The sequence below is a fragment of the Metapseudomonas otitidis genome (assembly GCF_900111835.1).
In the GTDB taxonomy this organism is placed as follows: Bacteria; Pseudomonadota; Gammaproteobacteria; order Pseudomonadales; family Pseudomonadaceae; genus Metapseudomonas; species Metapseudomonas otitidis.
Genome location: NZ_FOJP01000011.1, coordinates 247,428 through 265,211, shown reverse-complemented (window position 1 = coordinate 265,211; position 17,784 = coordinate 247,428). Strand labels below are relative to the sequence as shown.

At 69.4% G+C, this 17,784-nt stretch carries 4 protein-coding genes and 1 pseudogene; 2 read left to right on the top strand and 3 right to left on the bottom strand.

What is annotated here, in order from left to right; all coding sequences use genetic code 11:
- Nucleotides 1-619: 619 nt before the first annotated feature.
- Together BM198_RS16175 and BM198_RS16170 are read left to right on the top strand one after the other, a co-directional pair.
- A pseudogene (locus tag BM198_RS16175) lies at nt 620-1,198 on the top strand (helix-turn-helix domain-containing protein); the annotation flags it as partial.
- Nucleotides 1,199-1,308: 110 nt separating this feature from the next.
- A complete protein-coding gene (locus BM198_RS16170) occupies nt 1,309-1,872 on the top strand; it encodes a DUF4124 domain-containing protein (RefSeq protein ID WP_074971328.1) in 564 nt (187 codons plus the stop codon).
- A gap of 98 nt (nt 1,873-1,970) precedes the next feature.
- Here the strand turns inward: BM198_RS16170 and BM198_RS16165 are convergent, their stop codons facing one another.
- From BM198_RS16165 to BM198_RS16155, 3 genes are all read right to left on the bottom strand, one after another.
- Nucleotides 1,971-2,438, bottom strand: a complete 468-nt coding sequence (locus BM198_RS16165) for a tetratricopeptide repeat protein (protein WP_074971327.1) — start codon at nt 2,436-2,438, stop codon at nt 1,971-1,973.
- Nucleotides 2,439-2,560: 122 nt separating this feature from the next.
- Nucleotides 2,561-4,453, bottom strand: a complete 1,893-nt coding sequence (locus BM198_RS16160) for a methyl-accepting chemotaxis protein (protein ID WP_074971325.1) — start codon at nt 4,451-4,453, stop codon at nt 2,561-2,563.
- A 242-nt stretch (nt 4,454-4,695) separates the two neighbouring features.
- On the bottom strand, nt 4,696-17,727 hold the full coding sequence (locus BM198_RS16155) for a non-ribosomal peptide synthetase (protein ID WP_074971323.1): 13,032 nt from the start codon (nt 17,725-17,727) through the stop codon (nt 4,696-4,698).
- Nucleotides 17,728-17,784: the final 57 nt, after the last annotated feature.

Genomic DNA, 17,784 nt, shown 5'->3' with positions numbered 1-17,784 from the left:
AGCAAGCAGATGCAGGATGTCCTGGCTTTCCAAACCCGCCATTACGCCGCCACCCAGGGCGTGAAGACGGGCTATTCAGAGCCAACGCCCGTCAGGTAGCAGCAGGGCACGGCAAAATGGACGCGGAATGGCCAATTCAATGAATGACGACCAACGACTCGCTGATCTAACACGCGAGGCATTAGCCGACGTGAGCGAGGGTTTGGTGATCGATCACGCATTGGTCGAGACTTGGGCTCAGAGCCTTGATATCGCCACCCCGGTGCCTTTGCCAACTCCAGATCGGCCTACTTAATTCGCAGCAGGCCGAACTGATCCTCAGCGGTATCTGGCTGAAGCCATTACGCTAAGCGCGCCTTCGCTTGAGCAGGACTTCCATTCTGTTCGTTTAAATACAGCAAGTTACAGAACGAATGCACTATTTTTTCCTCATCTCGGCATACCCCTGATTCCCCCTTACCTCGGCATAACTTCAATCAGGCGTTCAGAGCCGTTTCTATAATTGACTATAAAAGCCTATAAAGCCCACCCTGAGCAGCTCAGCGTTGCTTGAAAAATATTTAAATACAATCAGTTGCAGCGCGTATGTCCTAATTTTCCTTTATCTCGGCATGACCCCCTGAAAACCTTGCAACCGCTGCTGGGCAAGACCAGCGCCGAGGTCTTCCCCGCCCAGCTCGGCCCCGGCTACACCGAGCAGGACCGCCGCGTGCTGGAACAGGGCCAGGTGCTGGAGGACCAGTTGGAGTTGCACCTCTACGGCAGCCGCGAGCCCGGCTGGTGCCTGACCCACAAACGCCCCATGCACGACCGCGCCGGGCAGGTGATCGGCCTGGTGGGCATCTCGGTGGACCTGCAATCGGCCAGCGCCAGCCACCCCGCCTACGAACGCCTGGCCGCCGTGGACGAGCACATCCGCACGCACTTCCATGAGCCCATCACCCTGGAGACCCTCACCCGCATCGCCCGCCTCTCCGTCGCCCAGCTGGAGCGCCACTGCAAGCGGGTGTTCCACCTCACGCCCCGGCAGATGATCAGCAAGGCCCGCCTGGAACACGCCCACCGCCTGCTGCAGACCGACCTGCCCATCACCGACGTCGCCCTGCAGTGCGGCTACACCGACCACAGCGCCTTCAGCCGCCAGTTCAAGCAGCTCACCGGCTTCACGCCACGGCAGTACCGGCAGGCGATGGAGTGAGAGTCATACAGGTACCCCGAGCGACCAACTCGTGCACGCCGGCCCCGTGCAGAGTGCTGTCGCATCCCAGAGCAACAATCCGACACCCCTCACGACTACATAGATGTTCAATGCGACTTGTCAGCGCCCTGCTTGCCTCTGCCTTGCTCCTCGCCCCCGTCGCTTCGGCCTCAGCCGCCATCTTCAAGTGCAAGGTGGCCGATGGCACGACCCAGTTCTCCGACCGGCCCTGCGGCACACCTGAAAATCAGGAAGTGATCGCGCATGAAACCCCATCCCCGACCAAGACAACCGACAGTGCCGAGCAACCCGACAAGAGTGCCCTTCCGAAAGCGGACGCACGGACGAGTTACGAAGCAGCCGAGAAGGCCAGCCCACCACTGCTGACCCTGGCCGATCTGCAAGGCAAATGGTCGGATCTGGATTTCGACTCCCCCCTGCGAGGCTACTGGGTATTCGGCTCAAGCACCCTGCGCATGGACCGCAAGGGCATGGCGATCCGTAACCGCGTCCAGACCACACTGCGCTTCAAGCTCAAGGGCAATCTGTTGACCATCATCCATGAGCCGGATGCCCTCCACGAGAAGCGCTGGGAAGAACGGCTGGTGGTCGAGCGTTACGTACCAGGTCGCCTGATCAACCTCGGAACGCTGGTGCTTTACCGCGTCAGGTAGCGTGTTGGCCACAGGACAGAGACGCACTACCAGCGGCAGCAGGCTTAACGCTCAGCGTCTACCCCACTCCTCGCACCGAAGCCGGTTGGGGGCGCCCATCAACTGAGGGATGTCCGCTCATCTTGCACACCCTCGGCTGCAGCCTCTTGCAACAGTCGTATAGCCTCTTTCCGGTCTGCCCTGATGCCATTCGACCCGTAGAACAGATTCAACCCGTGATAGAGCTTCGCCTGCGGGTGGCCACAGGCAGCAGCCTGCTCGAACAGGATGGCTGCCCGCTTGCAATCCTGCTCAACCCGATCCCCTGTATCGAAGCACTTCGCCAAGGCAGTGATTGCGGGGGCATGGCCCAGCTCAGCGGCCTCACTGAGCATCTCGAAGCTTCTGCGTTCGAACGCCTCGATACCCTCCCTGGGAGCACTGACCGACGAATAGAGAAACAGCGCCGCGGGTACTCGCTGCGCGACGTAGGGAGCGAGGATCGAGCGTGCCACCTGCGGGTTCCCCTCATCCAGCAATCGTTCTGCTTCTTGCATTACGGATTCGTTATCAGTGATGTCATGCATGGACTCAGTTCCTTGATGTCAGGCGAGCAATTTTCACGCTAAAAAACAGCCCGCCATCAGGCGGGCTGTTTCATTCGCTAGGACTCGATCCACTGCCCGTTCACCGGGCCAGGACCACCCCATCAAATCCTGAACGTATCCACCAGCTGCTTCAGCCGGCTGACCTGCTGATCCAGCTCGGTACAGGCCTTCAGGCTGGCCTGCAGGTTGTGCACGCCGTCCTGGTTGAGCACGTTGATCTCGGTGATGTCCATGTTCAGGCTTTCGATCACCGAGGTCTGTTCCTCGGTGGCGGTGGCCACGGACTGGTTCATGCCGTCGATCTCGCCGATGCGGCGGGTGACGCCGCGCAGGTTTTCGCCGGCCTGGCCGCCGATGCGCACGCTGTCGTCGCTGAAGTGGCGGCTTTCGCCCATGGTCGTCACGGCCTCGCGGGCGCCGGTCTGCAGCTGTTCGATCATCTGCTGGATCTCCAGCGCCGAGCTCTGGGTGCGCTGGGCCAGGTTGCGCACTTCGTCGGCCACCACGGCGAAGCCACGTCCTGCCTCGCCGGCGCGGGCGGCTTCGATGGCGGCGTTGAGTGCCAGCAGGTTGGTCTGCTCGGAGATGCCCTTGATGACGTCGAGGATCTGGCCGATGTCATTGCTCTTCTGGCTGAGCACTTCGATGTGGTTGCTGGACGCCTGGATCTTCTCCGACAGCTCGCCCATCGCCACCAGGGTGCGCTCGACCATGCCCTGCCCTTCCTCGGCATCGCGGCGGGCGTCGCTGGCCTGTTCCGAGGCGTCGGCGGCATTGCGGGCGATCTCCTGGGCGGCAGCGCCCAGTTCGTTGATGGCGGCGGCCACGCTGTCGGTGCGGGCGGCCTGCTCGCTGGAGTTGGTCATGGAGGCGTTCGACGCCTGCACCACGGTGCTCACCCGCTCGTGCACCTCGCGCGTGGCGGACGCCACTTCGCGGATGGATTTGTGGATGCGCTCGACGAAGCGGTTGAAGGCATCGGCCAGCTCGCCGAACTCGTCACGGGAGTCGATCGACAGGCGCTGGGTCAGGTCGCCCTCGCCCTCGGCGATGCCGCTCATGGCGTGGCTCATCACGTGCAGCGGGCGCAGCAGGATGCGGATCAGCCCGCCCAGCAGCAGGAGGATGGCGACCACGCCGATGATGGTGGACATCAGCGCGGAAACGCGGAACTCCTGCAGGGCGGCGAAGGCCTTGGACTCGTCGACGGACAGGCCCACGTACCAGCGCACCCCGGTCAGCCCTTCCACCGGCAGGAAGGTCACGATCCGCGCCTCGCCGCTGCGGTCGCTCACACTCTGCAGGGCGGACTCCAGGCGCGGCGCGGTGCCGGCGAACAGGTCCGGCAGCTTCTTCAGGACCAGCTGCTGGTCGGGGTGGACCAGCACCGTGCCCTTGTCGTCCACCAGGAAGGCGTAGCCCATGCCGCCCAGGTCGAAGGAGTTGAGGATCTCGTCGACGGTCTTCAGCTTGAGGTCACCGCCGACGACGCCCTGTAGGGTGCCCGAGGCGTTCACCGGGCGGGTGATGGTGATCAGCAGGCCGTCGCGCGGATCGGCGGCCAGGTAGGGCTCGGTCAGGCCGGGGCCGCTGGTCTGCGCCGCCTGCTTGTACCAGGGCCGCTGGCGCGGGTCGTAGCCGGCGGGCAGTTCGCTGGGCGGGAACTGGGTGTAGGTGCCGCTCGCCTGGCCGTAGTACGCATAAAGGAAGGCGGAGGCGATGCTGCGGTGCTGCAGGCTCTTGGCCAACGCCGCCTCGCTGCTGTCGTCCTCGATGGACTCGGCCAGGTTCTCCAGCAATTGCATGCGGCCCACCAGCCAGTGCTGGATGTTGCCCGTGGAGACCTGGCCCACATCGTTGAGGTAGTTGGCAAGGTTCTGGCGGATGGCGTTCCGCTGCAGGTAGTCGTTGTACAGCGCGAAGGACGCGAAGGCAGCGATCACCACCAGGGAGGCTGCCACCATGATCTTGTGGCTGAATTTCAGGGTTCGCATGGAGGAACTCGCTCAAAAAGGTGCAAAGGCATGAGGTGGCCACAGGCGTTGTCGGCGTCCGGTCGGCAATCGACCGGGCACAGACGCAGGGCCGTCCCTTGCTATCGGCGCTAGCACGTTCTTCTTAAGCGGTTTATCAGCCGTTTATGTGCAGGCGTTCAGGTATTTTCTGAAAACACCGTGCGCCCGTCCGTCCAGCCGGGGCACGCGGAGCCCTCCCCGCTCTGCGTGCCCTGCTGCCGTTACAGCATCTCCAGCCTGGCCATCAGGTCCTCCAGCCGTGCGGCCTTCTCCTCGGTGACGACGCTGCCTTCCAGCGACTCGATGTAGCTCGCCAGCTCCTCCACCGTGCTGCACTCGAACATGGCCCGCAGGGGCACGTTGCGTTGCAGGGTCTTCTGCACGCGGGAGGCGATCTGGGTGGCGAGCAGGGAGTGGCCGCCGAGTTCGAAGAAGTTGTCGCGCACGCCGACCCGTTCGACCTTGAGCACCTCGGCCCAGATGCCGGCCAGGGTGGTTTCCAGTTCGCTGCGTGGGGCCAGGTAGTCCTGGGCCTGCAGCGGGCCGAATTCCAGGGGCGGCAGGGCCTTGCGGTCGAGCTTGCCGTTGGCGTTCAGCGGCAGGCGCTCGAGCACGAGCCAGTGCAGCGGCACCATATAGTCCGGCAGGTCGCCACGCAGCTGCTGCTTGATGGCTTCGAACCAGGCGCCCTCTTCCGCCAGGCGGCTGGCCGGCGAGGCGGCATTGGCGAAACGCTCGGCCTCGCGTGGCACCAGATAGCCCACCAGGTACTTGCCGGTGGGGCCTTCCTGAACGCTGACAGCGGCGTCGCGCACGTCCTGGCGCTCGAACAGGCGGGCTTCGATCTCGCCCAGTTCGATGCGGTAGCCACGGATCTTCACCTGGTGGTCGACACGGCCGACGTACTCCAGCACGCCATCGGCGCGGCGACGAGCGAGGTCACCGGTGCGGTACAGGCGCTCACCCGGCGCGCCGAAGGGGTTGGGCACGAAGGCCTGGGCGGTGCGCAGCGGGTCGCCGACGTAGCCGCGGCCGACGCCGGTGCCGGCGACGCAGAGTTCGCCCACGGCGCCCAGGGGCGCCAGTTCGAAGGTGTCGTCCAGCAGGTACAGGCGGTTGTTGTCGGTGGGGCTGCCGATGGGCAGGTAGGTGCCCTCGGTGGAGGCGGCGTCGACGCGAAAGAACGCCACATCGTCCGAGCATTCCGCCGGGCCGTAGGCGTTGACCAGCCCCACCGCCGGGTAGCGCTGCAGCCATTGGCGCGCCAGCTCCGGCGGCATGGCCTCCCCGGTGGGCAGCATCCAGCGCAGGGCGCCGAGTACGGCGCGGTCTTCGGCGAGCATGCCCTGGATCAGCGAGGGCACGCTTTCCAGCACCGTGATGCCGCGCTCGCGCACATGGGCCAGCAACGCCTGCGGGTCGTGGGCGATGGCGTTGGGGACGATCTCGGTGCAGCCACCGAACAGCGGCGCGGCGAGGAACTGCCAGACCGAGATGTCGAAGCTCTGCGAGGCGGTCTGGGCGATCACGTCCGCCTCGGTCAGCGCCAGGTACGGCACCTTGCTCAGCTGGTTGTTGAGCATGCCGGCCTGCTCGACCATCACGCCCTTGGGCAGGCCGGTGGAGCCGGAGGTATAGATCACGTAGGCGAGGTTCGCCGGGCCGCTGTGGATACCCGGGTCCTGCTCCGGCCAGGCGCCTTGCAGCACGTCCTCCCACACCAGCAGGCGCGGACGCTGGCCGCAGCCGAGCTCCTCCAGCAGCAGCATGGCCTGGTCGCGGCAGGCGCGGGTGGCCACCAGCGCCGGGGCGCGGCTGAGTTCGAGGATGCGCGTCAGGCGCGGGGTGGGCAGCGCCGGGTCCAGCGGCAGGTAGCCGGCGCCGGCCTTGAAGGTGCCGACCATCATGCCCAGCAGGTCGAGCCCGCGCTCGCCGAGCAGCGCCACCGGCTGGTCGAGGCCGACGCCGGCGGTGCCCAGGGCGTGGCCCAGGCGGTTGGCGTGGCGGTTCAGCTCGGCGTAGCTCCACTGGCGGTCGAGGCAGCGGGCGGCGATGCGCTGCGGGTGCGCGGCGACGCGGGCCTCGAACAGGCGCACGTAGCCCTGCTCCAGCGGGTAGTCGCGGGCACTGTCGTTGACGCCGTTGAGCAGCAGCTCGCGCTCGGCATCCCCCAGCAGCGGCAGCGCACTCATGTCGGCCTCGATGTGCTCGCCGAGGGCCAGCAGCAGGCGCTTGAACTCGCCCAGCAGGCGGTCGATGGTCGCCTCCTCGAAGTAGCGCCGGTCGTAGGACAGGTGCAGGCCTAGGTCATCGCCCGGGTAGCAGACCACGGTGAGCGGGAAGTTGGTGTGGGTGCGACCGGAATCCGAGCTGGCGGAAAGGCTCTGCGCCCGGTCCAGCACCGCGACTTCCACCGGCGCGTTCTCGAACACGAAGAGGCTGTCGAACAGCGGCTGGCCCTTGGGCAGTTCGCTGCAATCCTGGATGGCCACCAGGGGCAGGTACTCGTGCTCGCGCAGTTCCAGGTTGCTGGCCAGCAGCCCCTGCAACCAGTCACGCACGCCCACGCGCTGGCCCGGTGCGGGCAACTTCACCCGCAGGGCGATGCTGTTGATGAACAGGCCGACGGTGCGCTGCATCTCCGGCAGGCCCACCGGGCGCCCGGCCACGGTGACGCCGAAGACCAGGTCGCGCTCGCCGCTGTAGCGCGCCAGCACCAGGGCCCAGGCCGCCTGGGCCAGGGTGTTGACGGTGAGCTGGTGACGCTGCGCCAGTTCCCGCAGGCGGGCGCCATCGGCGGCTTCCAGGCGGGTGATGCGGTCGCCCACCTGCATGCCGCCGCTGTCGTTGGCGTGCTCGCGGAGGATCGGCCGGTCGCTGGGCAGGTGGGTGGTGCGCTCGAAGCCCGCCAGGTTGCCCTGCCACCAGGCACGGGCCTGGCCCAGGTCCTGGCGTTGCAGCCAGCCAATGTAGTCGCGGTAGCGCGGCGCCAGGGGCAGCTGCGGCTCGCGGCCCTCGCCCAGGGCGGCGTAGACCTCGAAGAAGTCGCTCATCAGCAGGCCACGGCACCAGGCGTCGATGAGGATGTGGTGGTTGCTCATCATGAACCAGTAGCGCGCCTCGCCCAGGCGGATCAGGCGCAGGTGGAAGGGCGGCTGGTGCAGCAGGTCGAAGCCGGCCTCGCGCTCGGTGCGGTGCAGCGCCTGCAGGCGTTCCTCGTGGCCCTCCTCGGGCAGGTCGCTCCAGTCCAGCACGTCCACCTCCGTGGCGCCGGGCTTGTGGATCACCTGCAGCATGGTTTCGCCGGCGTTCCACACGAAGGAGGCGCGCAGCGCCTCGTGCCGCGCCACCACCGCGCGCCAGGCGCGGGTGAAGCGCTCCACGTCCAGCGCGCTGTCGATGCGGTAGCGGTCCTGCATGTAGTAGATGCCGGTGCCCGGCTCCAGCAGGGTGTGCAGCAGCAGGCCTTCCTGCATGGGCGTGAGCGGGTAGATGTCGTCGATGGCGGCAGCCGGCACCGGCAGCTGGTCGATCTGCTCCTGGCTCAGGTGCGCCAGGGGGAAGTCCGACGGCGTCGGGCCACCGGCGCCCTCCTCCAGGCAATGGGCGATGAGCGCCTGCAGCTCGGCGATGAAGGCCTCGCCCAGGCCCTGCACCGTGGCGCGGTCGTAGCGCGCCTGGCTGTAGGTCCAGTTGAGCAGCAGTTCGCCGCCGAACACCTGGCCGTCCACGCTCAGCCAGTTGGGCAGCGTGGCGTCGGCGTCGTGGGCCGGGCCGGCGCTCTCTTCCAGCGGGCGCAGCAGCACGCCCTCGGCGAAGCTGCCGTCGAACTGGCCCAGGTAGTTGAAGGTGATGCGCGCCGGCGGCAGCGCGGCCATGGCGGCGCGGGTGGCCGGGTCGGCCAGGTAACGCAGCACGCCGAAACCGAGGCCCTTGTGGGGTACCTGGCGCAGCTGTTCCTTGATCGCCTTGATGGCCGCGCCGAGCCTGTCGGCCGGGGTCAGGCGCAGCACGTAGGCGCTGGTGAACCAGCCGACGGTGCGGCTGAGGTCGATGTCGTCGAACAGCGGCTCGCGGCCGTGGCCTTCCAGTTGCACGAGCACCGAGTCACGCGCGGCCCAGCGGCACAGCACGCGGGCCAGGGCGGTGAGCAGCAGGTCGTCGACACGGGTGCGGTAGGCGGCCGGCGCCTGCTGCAACAGCTGGCGGGTGCGCTCGGCATCCAGGCGCAGGGTGAGGCGCTGGGCGTCGCGCTCCAGGTCCTGCTCGGCCTCGCGGTCGCAGGGCAGCGGCGCGTCGTCGCCGCCGAGCTGCGCCTGCCACCAGGGCAGCTCTTCGCGCAGCGGCTCGCTGCCGGCATAGGCCGCCAGGCGTTCGCCCCAGTGCTTGAAGGCGCTGGTGCGCGCCGGCAGCGCCAGGGGTTGCCCGGCCTGCAACTGGCGATAGGCGGTTTGCAGGTCGTCCAGCAGCACGCGCCAGGAGACGCCGTCCACCACCAGGTGGTGGATGGCCAGCAGCAGTTTCTGGCGGCCGTCGGGGCCTTCCAGCAGCAAGGCGCGCAGCAGCGGGCCGTTGGCCAGGTCGAGGCTGCGCTGGGCGTCGGCCAGCAGGGTTTCCGCCTCGGCGAAATCGCCCACCTGCGCCTGCCACAGCAGGCCGTCGGCCTTGCTGGCGGGTGCGCGGTGCTCGGCGTGCCAGGTGTCGCCTTCACGGGTGAAGGACAGGCGCAGGGCGCCGTGGTGCTCAACCAGGCTCTGCAAGGCCTGCTCCAGGTAGGCGGCGTCCAGGCGTTCGCCGGCTTCCAGCAGCAGCGACTGGTTCCAGTGGGCGGCGTTTTCCGGCGCCTGCTGGAAGAACCAGTGCTGGATCGGCGTCAGCGGCATGTCGCCGGTCACCGGGCCCTGGTCCACCTGGGTCAGCGCCTCGCGGCGGGCGACGGCGGCCAGGGTTTGCACCGTCTGGTGCTGGAACAGGTCGCGCGGGCTGAAGTGGATGCCCTGCTGGCGGGCACGGCTGACCACCTGGATCGACAGGATGGAATCGCCACCCAGCTCGAAGAAGTTGTCGGCGAGCCCGACCTGCTCGACGTTGAGCACCTCGCGCCAGATGGCCGCCAGGCTCTGCTCCAGCTCGCTGGTCGGTGCCAGGTACTGCTGGCGGTTGTGCTCTGGGTCCGGCGCGGGCAAGGCGCGGCGGTCGAGCTTGCCGTTGGGGGTCAGCGGCAGGCTGGCGAGCAGCACCAGGTGCGCCGGCACCATGTGTTCCGGCAGCTGGGCACGCAGGTGCGCCTTGAGGGTTTCGCGCAGCGCCTGTTGCGCATCGCTGCCCTCTTCTGCTGCCGCGCAGGCGACATAGCCGGCCAGTTGCTTGCCGCTGGGGCTGTCCAGGGCCAGCACCACGGTCTCGCGCACGGCCGGGTGTTCCAGCAGGCGCGCTTCGATCTCGCCCAGTTCGATGCGGAAGCCGCGCACCTTCACCTGCTGGTCGATGCGGCCGAGGTATTCCAGCTGGCCGTCGTCGCGCTGGCGCACGAGATCGCCGGTGCGGTACAGGCGCCCGCCGTCGGTGACGAAGGGGTTGGGCACGAAGCGTTCGGCGGTGAGGCCCGGGCGCTGGTGGTAGCCACGGGCAAGGCCGGCGCCGCCGACATAGAGTTCGCCGATGGCGCCGGGCGGAACCAGGGCCAAGTCAGCGTCGAGGATGCAGGCCACCCGCGCGCCGACCATGCGGCCGATGGGCACGCTGGCGGCGCCCTCCTCCAGCTGCGCCGGGGCCAGGGCGGCCAGGGGCATCACCACCGTCTCGGTGGGGCCGTAGGCGTTGAAGAAGGCCTGGGGCGCGAAGCCTGCGCGGATGCGTTGCAGGTGCTCGGCGGTCAGCGCCTCGCCCCCGGTGATCACCAGGCGCACCGGCAGGGTTTCACCCCGCGCGCCGAGCCACTGGGCCAGTTGGCTGCCATAGCTGGGGGTGAAGCCGAGGATGGTGACGCCCTGCTCACGGATGAGCTGGCAGATGTCCTCAGCGCCCCACTGGCCCTGGGCCCGCAGCACCAGGCGCGCGCCGCACAGCAGCGGCGTCAGCAGGCGCTCGCTGGCGGCGTCGAAGTTGATGGAATAGAAGTGCAGCTCGCAGTCGTCGGCGCGCATGCCGAAGCGACGGATCACCGCCTGGCAGTGCATGGCGATCTCGCCGTGGCTGACCGCCACGCCCTTGGGCTTGCCGGTGGAGCCGGAGGTGTAGATGAGGTACGCCTGGTGCTGCGGCCGCGCAAGGTCCACCGGCGCGCTGGCGGGGTAAGCGGCCAGCGCGGCCTCGTCCTCGTCCAGGCACCAGCGGCCGACGCCGGCCGGCAGCTCGCCCAGGGTGTCGAACAGCGCGGCCTGGCCCAGCAGCAGGACGATGCCGCTGTCCTCGATCATGTAGTGCAGGCGCTCGGTGGGGTATTCCGGGTCCAGCGGCACGTAGGCGCCGCCGGCCTTGAGGATGGCCAGCAGGCCGACCACCATGGCCGCCGAACGCTCCAGGGCCAGGCCGACGCGCACCTCGGGGCCGACGCCGCGCTCGCGCAGCAGGTGGGCCAGGCGGTTGGCGCGGGCATCCAGGGTGGCGTAGTCGAGGGTCTCGCCGGCGAAGGTCAGGGCTGGTGCCGTGGGCGTGCGCGCGGCCTGCTCGGCGAACAGCCGATGGATGCAGCCGTCGAGGCGGTGCTCGCCGGGCTCCTCGCCCAGGCTTTCGAGCTGCGCCAGGCGCTCGCTTTCACCCAGCAGCGGCAGCTCGGCCAGGCGCCGCGCGGGGTCGCCCAGCAGCGCCTCCAGCAGGTTGCACAGGTGGGTGGCCATGCGCGCGATGCGCGGTTCGTCGAACAGGTCGGAGCTGTAGGTGAAGCAGCAGCCGAGGCGATGGTCGAGGTCGGTGACTTCCAGGTTGAGGTCGAACTTGGTGGCGCGGGCGTCGTTGGCGATGTACTCGACCTTCATGCCCGCCAGCTCGCGGGTCTGCTGGAACTCCCAGCGCTGCACGTTGCACATCACCTGGAACAGCGGGTTGTAGGCGCTGCTGCGCGGCGGCTGCAGGGCCTCGACGAGCTGGTCGAAGGGCAGGTCCTGGTGCGACTGGCCCTCGATCACGGTGTGGCGCACCTGCTCCAGCAGCGCGGCGACGCTCATCTGCCCGTCGAGCTGGCAACGCAGCACCTGGGTGTTGAGGAAGGCGCCGATCAGCCCCTCGCTTTCCGGGCGGATGCGGTTGGCCACCGGCGCGCCGATGCGCAGGTCCTGCTGGCCGCTGTAGCGGTGCAGCAGGACGGCCAGGGTGGCGGTCATGGTCATGAACAGGGTCAGGCCGTTGGCCGCGTTGAAGGCGCGCACGCGCTCGGCCAGTGCGGCCGGTAGGTCGAAGCGGTACAGCTCGCCCCGGTGGCTCTGGGCCGGCGGGCGTGGGCGGTCCGTCGGCAGCTCCAGCAGCGGGTGCTCGTGGCCCAGCTGGGCCGTCCAGTAGTCCAGCTGGCGCTGGCGCTCGCCGCCTTCCAGCCACTGGCGCTGCCAGGCGCTGTAGTCGAGGTACTGCACCGGCAAGGGCGCCAGGGGCGATTCGCGGTCGTCGAGGAAGGCCTCGTAGAGCGCGCCCAGCTCGCGGGCGAAAATATCCATCGCCCAGCCTTCGGTGACGATGTGGTGCAGGGTCACCACCAGGTGGTGCTCGCGCTCGCCGCCCTTGACCATCACCACCCGCAGCAGCGGGCCGGTCTCCAGGTCGAAGGGCCGGTGGGCCTCGTCATCGGCCAGCGCCTGCAGGCGGGCTTCGCGCGTTGCGGCATCCAGGGCGGAGAAATCCTCCCAGCCCATCACCAGGGAAGATTGCTCAGCCACCTGCTGGCGCGGCACGCCGTTTTCGCTGGGGAAGGTGGTGCGCAGGGTCTCGTGGCGCTGCACCAGGGCCTGCAAGGCGGCCTCGAAGCGGGCCACGTCCAGCGGGCCGCTGAGGCGTGCCAGGCCGCCGACGTTGTAGGCGGGGCTGTCCGGCTCCAGCTGCCAGAGGAACCACATGCGCTGCTGGGAGTAGGACAGCGGCACCGGGCGGCGGCGGTCGACGCGGGCGATCACGCCCTGGCTGTCCACCTGGCCGCTGGCCTGGATGCGCGCCACCTCGGCGCAGAAACCGGCCAGGGTGCTGGCCTCGAACAGCGCGCGCAGCGGCAGCTCGACGTCGCAGGCCTGGCGGGTGCGGGAGACGATCTGGGTAGCCAGCAGCGAGTGGCCGCCCAGGGCGAAGAAGTCGTCGTCCAGGCCGATGCGCTGGATGCCCAGCACCTCGCGCCAGATGGCGGCGACCCGTTGCTCCAGCTCAGTGGCCGGCTCGCGGTGCTCGGCCTGCTGCCAGGCCGGCTCGGGCAGTGCGCGGCGGTCCAGCTTGCCGCTGGGGCCGACGGGCAGTGCCTCCAGGCGCATCAATTGCGCCGGCACCATGTAGTCCGGCAGCTCGTCACGCAGGGCCTGCAGCAGGCGCTCGGTCTGCCGGGCTTCCTCTTCGGCAGCGCCGTTGGCGCAGTAGTAGCCCACCAGGCGCGGGCCGCCGGGGCCGTCGCGCAGCACCACCACGGCCTGGCCGACACCGGGCAGGGCCAGCAGGCGCGCGCGGATCTCCTCGGGCTCGACGCGGAAGCCACGCAGCTTGACCTGGCTGTCGAGGCGGCCGAGGTAGTCCAGCGCGCCGTCGGTGCCCCAGCGCGCGCGGTCACCGGTGCGGTAAAGACGCGCCCCCGGCTCGCCGAAGGGGTCGGGCACGAAGCGTTCGGCGGTCAGCGCCGCGCGGCCCAGGTAACCACGAGCGAGGCCCGCGCCGCCGATGCACAGCTCGCCCGGCACGCCGACCGGCAGCGCCGAGAGTTCGGCATCCAGCACATGGCAGAGCACGTTGCCCAGGGGCTGGCCGATGGGCGAGCGCTCACCGTCCTCGGTGCGGCATTGCCAGTGGGTGACGTTGATGGCGGTTTCGGTGGGGCCGTAGCGGTTGTCCAGGCGCACCGCCGGCAGGCGCTCCAGCACCCGGTCGCGCAGGGCGGCGGGCAGCGCCTCGCCACCGGAGAACAGGCGGCGCAGGGAGGTGCATTCGCTGACGCCCGCTTCCTCGATGAACAGCTGCAGCAGCGGCGGCACGAAGTGCAGCGTGGTCACGCCGTGTTCGCGCACCAACTGCACCAGGCGGCGCGGGTCGCGGTGCTCGCCGGGTGCGGCCAATACCAGGCGCGCCTCGGTGACCAGCGGCCAGAAGCATTCCCAGACGGAGACGTCGAAGCTCACCGGCGCCTTTTGCAGCAGCACGTCGCTGGCGTCCAGGCGGTACTGCGCCTGCATCCAGGCCAGGCGCTCGGCCAGGGCGGCGTGGGTGTTGCCGACGCCCTTGGGCTGGCCGGTGGAGCCGGAGGTGTAGATGACGTAGGCGAGGTTGTCGCCGTGCACGGCGGCAGTCGGCGGGCTGTCGGGCCAGTCGCCCTCCTCCCGGTCCAGCTCGATGACGCGGACGCCCTCATGAATCGGCAGGCGTTCCACCTGGTGCGACTGGGTCAGCAGCAGGCGCGCGCCGCAGTCCTGCAGCATGTAGGCGAGGCGTTCGCGGGGGTAGTCGACGTCCAGCGGCACATAGGCACCGCCGGCCTTGATGATGGCCAGCAGGCCCACCAGCAGCTCCGGCGAGCGCTCGGCGGCGATGGCCACCGGCACGTCCGGGCCGACGCCCAGGGCTTGCAGGCGATGGGCCAGGCGGTTGGCGCGGCGGTGCAGCGTGGCGCTGTCCAGCTGCCCCTCGGCCCACCTGAGGACGATGCGCTGCGGGTCGGCGGCAGCCTGCCGTTCCAGCAGCTCGGGCAGCCAGAGGCTGGCGACGGGCTGCGGCGCACGCGCCCAGCCGGCCAGTTGGCTGCGCTCGGCCTCGTCCAGCAACTGGATATCGCCCAGGGCCCGCTCAGGCTGCTCGGCTACCTGGCGCAGCAGGCTGACGAAGCGCTCGGCCAGGCGGCGCACGCTGCCAGAGTCGAACAGTTCGGTGGCGTAGTCGAAGGCCAGGGTCAGGCGGCCACGGGCGTCTTCCTCGCTGTGCAGTTGCAGGTCGAACTTGGCCTCGCGGCTGTGCCAGGGCAGCTCGTCGGCGAGCAGGCCCGGCAGGCGGCGCAGCGCGGAGAGGTCGCGCTGCTGGTGGTTGAACATGACCTGGAACGGCTCGCCGCCGAGGGCGTCCACCAGTCGGTCGAAGGGCAGGTCCTGGTGCGCCTGGGCACCAAGGGTGGCCTCGCGGGCCTGGGCCAGCAGTGCGCTGAAGGTGCGGCGGCCGTCGAGCTGGCCACGCAGCACCAGGGTGTTGATGAAGAAGCCGACCAGGCCCTGGGTTTCCAGGCGCTGGCGGTTGGCGCCGGGCACGCCGACGCGGATGTCCGCCTGCCCGCTGAGGCGGAACAGCAGGCCCTGGAAGGCCGCCAGCAGCACCATGAACAGGGTCGAATGCTCGGCCTGGGCCAGCGCGCGCAGGGCCTTGGCCAGGTCGTCATCCAGGCGCAGGCTGTGGCGCGCGGCGGCGTGGCTGCGCTGGGCGGTGCGCGGGCGGTCGGTGGGCAGTTGCAGGGCCGGGGCCTCGTCGCCCAGTTGCTCGCGCCACCAGGCCAGCTGGCGCTCGGCCTCGCCGTCGGCCAGCCACTGGCGCTGCCAGGCGGCGAAGTCGGCGTAGCCCAGGGGCAAGGGCGCCAGGTCCGCCGCCGGGCCACCGCAGGCGGCGCCATAGAGGCGGGAGAATTCGTCCAGCAGCAGGTTCAGCGACCAGCCGTCAGCGACGATGTGGTGCAGGGTCAGCCACAGCTGGTGCTGTTCGTCGTCCAGGCGCACCAGGGTCAGGCGCAGCAGCGGGCCCTGCTCCAGGTCGAAGGGCACCTGGGCTTCCTCTTCGCGCAGCTGGGCGGCGCGGGCCTCGCGCTCGGCACCGTCGAGGTGGCCGAGGTCGAGGCGCGAGAGGCTCAGCTCCTGAGACGGCAGGATGCGTTGCAGGGCGACGCCGTCGCGTTCGAGGAAGCGCGTGCGCAGCGCTTCATGGCGCTGCACCAGTTGCTGGAAGCTGCGCAGCACGGCGCCTTCATCCAGCTCGCCCCGCAGGCGCAGGCCACCGGGGATGTTGTAGGCGGCGCTCTGCGGGTCCAACTGCCAGAGGAACCAGAGGCGGTTCTGCGCCGGGGATTGCGGCAGGTCCTGGTTGCGCGGCAGGCGCGGGATGGCGCCCTGGCGCGGCGCACCGCTGGCCTGCTGGGCCTGTACGGCGGCGGTGAATTCGGCCAGGGAGCGGGCCTCGAAGAGTTGGCGCAGTTCCAGTTCCAGGCCCAGTTCGTCGCGCAGGCGCGCCATCACCTGGGCGGCGCCGATGGAGTTGCCGCCGAGCAGGAAGAAGCTGTCGTCGGCGTTCACCACCGGCACCTGCAACTGCTCGGCCCAGAGGGCGGCGATGCGCTGTTGCAGGTCACCGGCCGCCTCACTGCTGGCAACCGGCGTGGCGCTGGCGGCGGCATCGGGGAAGCAGGCGTAGGCGTCGAGGCTGCCGTCTTCCAGGCCGCTGCGGCAGGCGGAGCGTTGCAGCTTGCCGCTGGAGGTCTTGGGCAGCGCGCCGGGGTTGAGCAGCACCACCACGCGCGGCGCCTCCTGGCAGGCGTCGGCCACGGCCTGGCGGATCATGCGGATCATGCGGATCAGGGTTTCCGGCGCATGGGCCTTCTGCACGCTGCGGCCGATCTCCACGGCGATGCCGATGCCCTCCTCGCCGTCCTGTTCGACGGCGAAGGCGGCGACGCGGCCCTTGCGCACCAGCTCGACCTCGGTCTCGACGGTGCGCTCGATGTCCTGCGGGTAGAGGTTGTGGCCACGGACGATGAGCATGTCCTTGAGGCGGCCGCTGACGAACAGTTCGCCATCACGCTTGAAACCCAGGTCGCCGGTGCGCAGCCAGCTCACGCCGTCACGGTCGACGAAGGCCTTGGCGGTGGCTTCCGGGTTGCGCCAGTAGCCGTGGGCGATGCTCGGGCCGCTGGCCCAGATCTCGCCCACCTGGTTCTCGCCGAGCGCGGCGCCGGTGGCCGGCTCGACGATCATCACCGCGTGCCCGGGCTGGCCGAAGCCGCAGCTCAGCAGCAGGCTGTCGGCGCCCGGCTCGATGCGGTTCCGAGCCAGTGCGGCGCCGTCCACGCCGAGGGCGGGAATGCCCTGGCCGCGCACGCCGCCGGTGACGAACAGGGTCGCCTCGGCCAGGCCGTAGCAGGCGAGGAAGCTGGCGGCGGAGAAGCCGCAGGCGGCGAACTGGCCGGCGAAGCGTTCGAGGCTGTCCTGGCGGATCGGCTCGGAGCCGGAGAAGGCCACGCGCCAGCCGCTGAGGTCCAGCCGCGCCAGGGCCGCGGCGCTGACCCGCTCGCAACACAGGCGGTAGGCGAAGTCGGGGCCGCCGCTGACGGTGCCGCCGTACTGGGCGATGGCCTCCAGCCAGCGCACCGGGCGTTCGAGGAAGTAGCGCGGCGACATGAGTACGCAGGGCACGCCGCTGAAGATGGGTTGCAGCAGGCCGCCGATCAGGCCCATGTCGTGGTAGAGCGGCAGCCAGCTGACGATCACGTCGTCCGCGCCGATGCCGAAGCCACGGCGGATCAGCAGCTCATTGGCCACCAGGTTGCCGTGGCTCACCTGCACGCCCTTGGGCAGCGAGGTGGAGCCGGAGGTGTATTGCAGGAAGGCGATGTCGTCGGCGGCCAGCACCGGCTCGCACCAGGCGTCGGCCAGTTCGTCCTGCAGGTCCTCGACGCAGAGCAGCGCCGGGCCGGCAGCGCCCAGGTCGGTGCTCAGCTGCTGCAGGGGTTCGCGCAGGGCGGCGCTGGTCAGCACCAGGGCCGGCTCGGCGTCATCGATGATCGACAGCAGGCGCAGCTGGTGATGGCGGCGTGCGGACTCCGGCGGGTAGGCCGGCACGGCGATGACGCCGGCGTAGAGGCAGCCGAAGAACGCCGCGACGTAATCGGGGCCGCTGTCGAACAGCAGCACCGCGCGGTCGCCGAACTCCGCTTCCGCCTGCAGGGCAGCGGCGATCACCCGGGCGCGCCGGTCCAGCTCCCGGTAGCTGATGACCACGCCGTCGCCCTCGCCTTCGAGAAAGCGCAGGGCGAGGCGCTCCGGCTGTTCGGCAGCGCGGCGCTGCAGGGCCTGGACCAGGGTGCTGGGGAGTTCGAAGGCGTCCATCATGTTGTCGTCCTGCCTGATGCGGCTTGAATTCGGGGTTCGTTGAAACGAAGGGGCGCG

Coding starts and splice junctions, on each gene's coding strand:
- BM198_RS16160 (WP_074971325.1), bottom strand. CDS start 4,453: ATGCGAACCCTGAAATTCAGCCACAAGATCATGGTGGCAGCCTCCCTG.
- BM198_RS16155 (WP_074971323.1), bottom strand. CDS start 17,727: ATGATGGACGCCTTCGAACTCCCCAGCACCCTGGTCCAGGCCCTGCAG.
- BM198_RS16165 (WP_074971327.1), bottom strand. CDS start 2,438: ATGCATGACATCACTGATAACGAATCCGTAATGCAAGAAGCAGAACGA.
- BM198_RS16170 (WP_074971328.1), top strand. CDS start 1,309: ATGCGACTTGTCAGCGCCCTGCTTGCCTCTGCCTTGCTCCTCGCCCCC.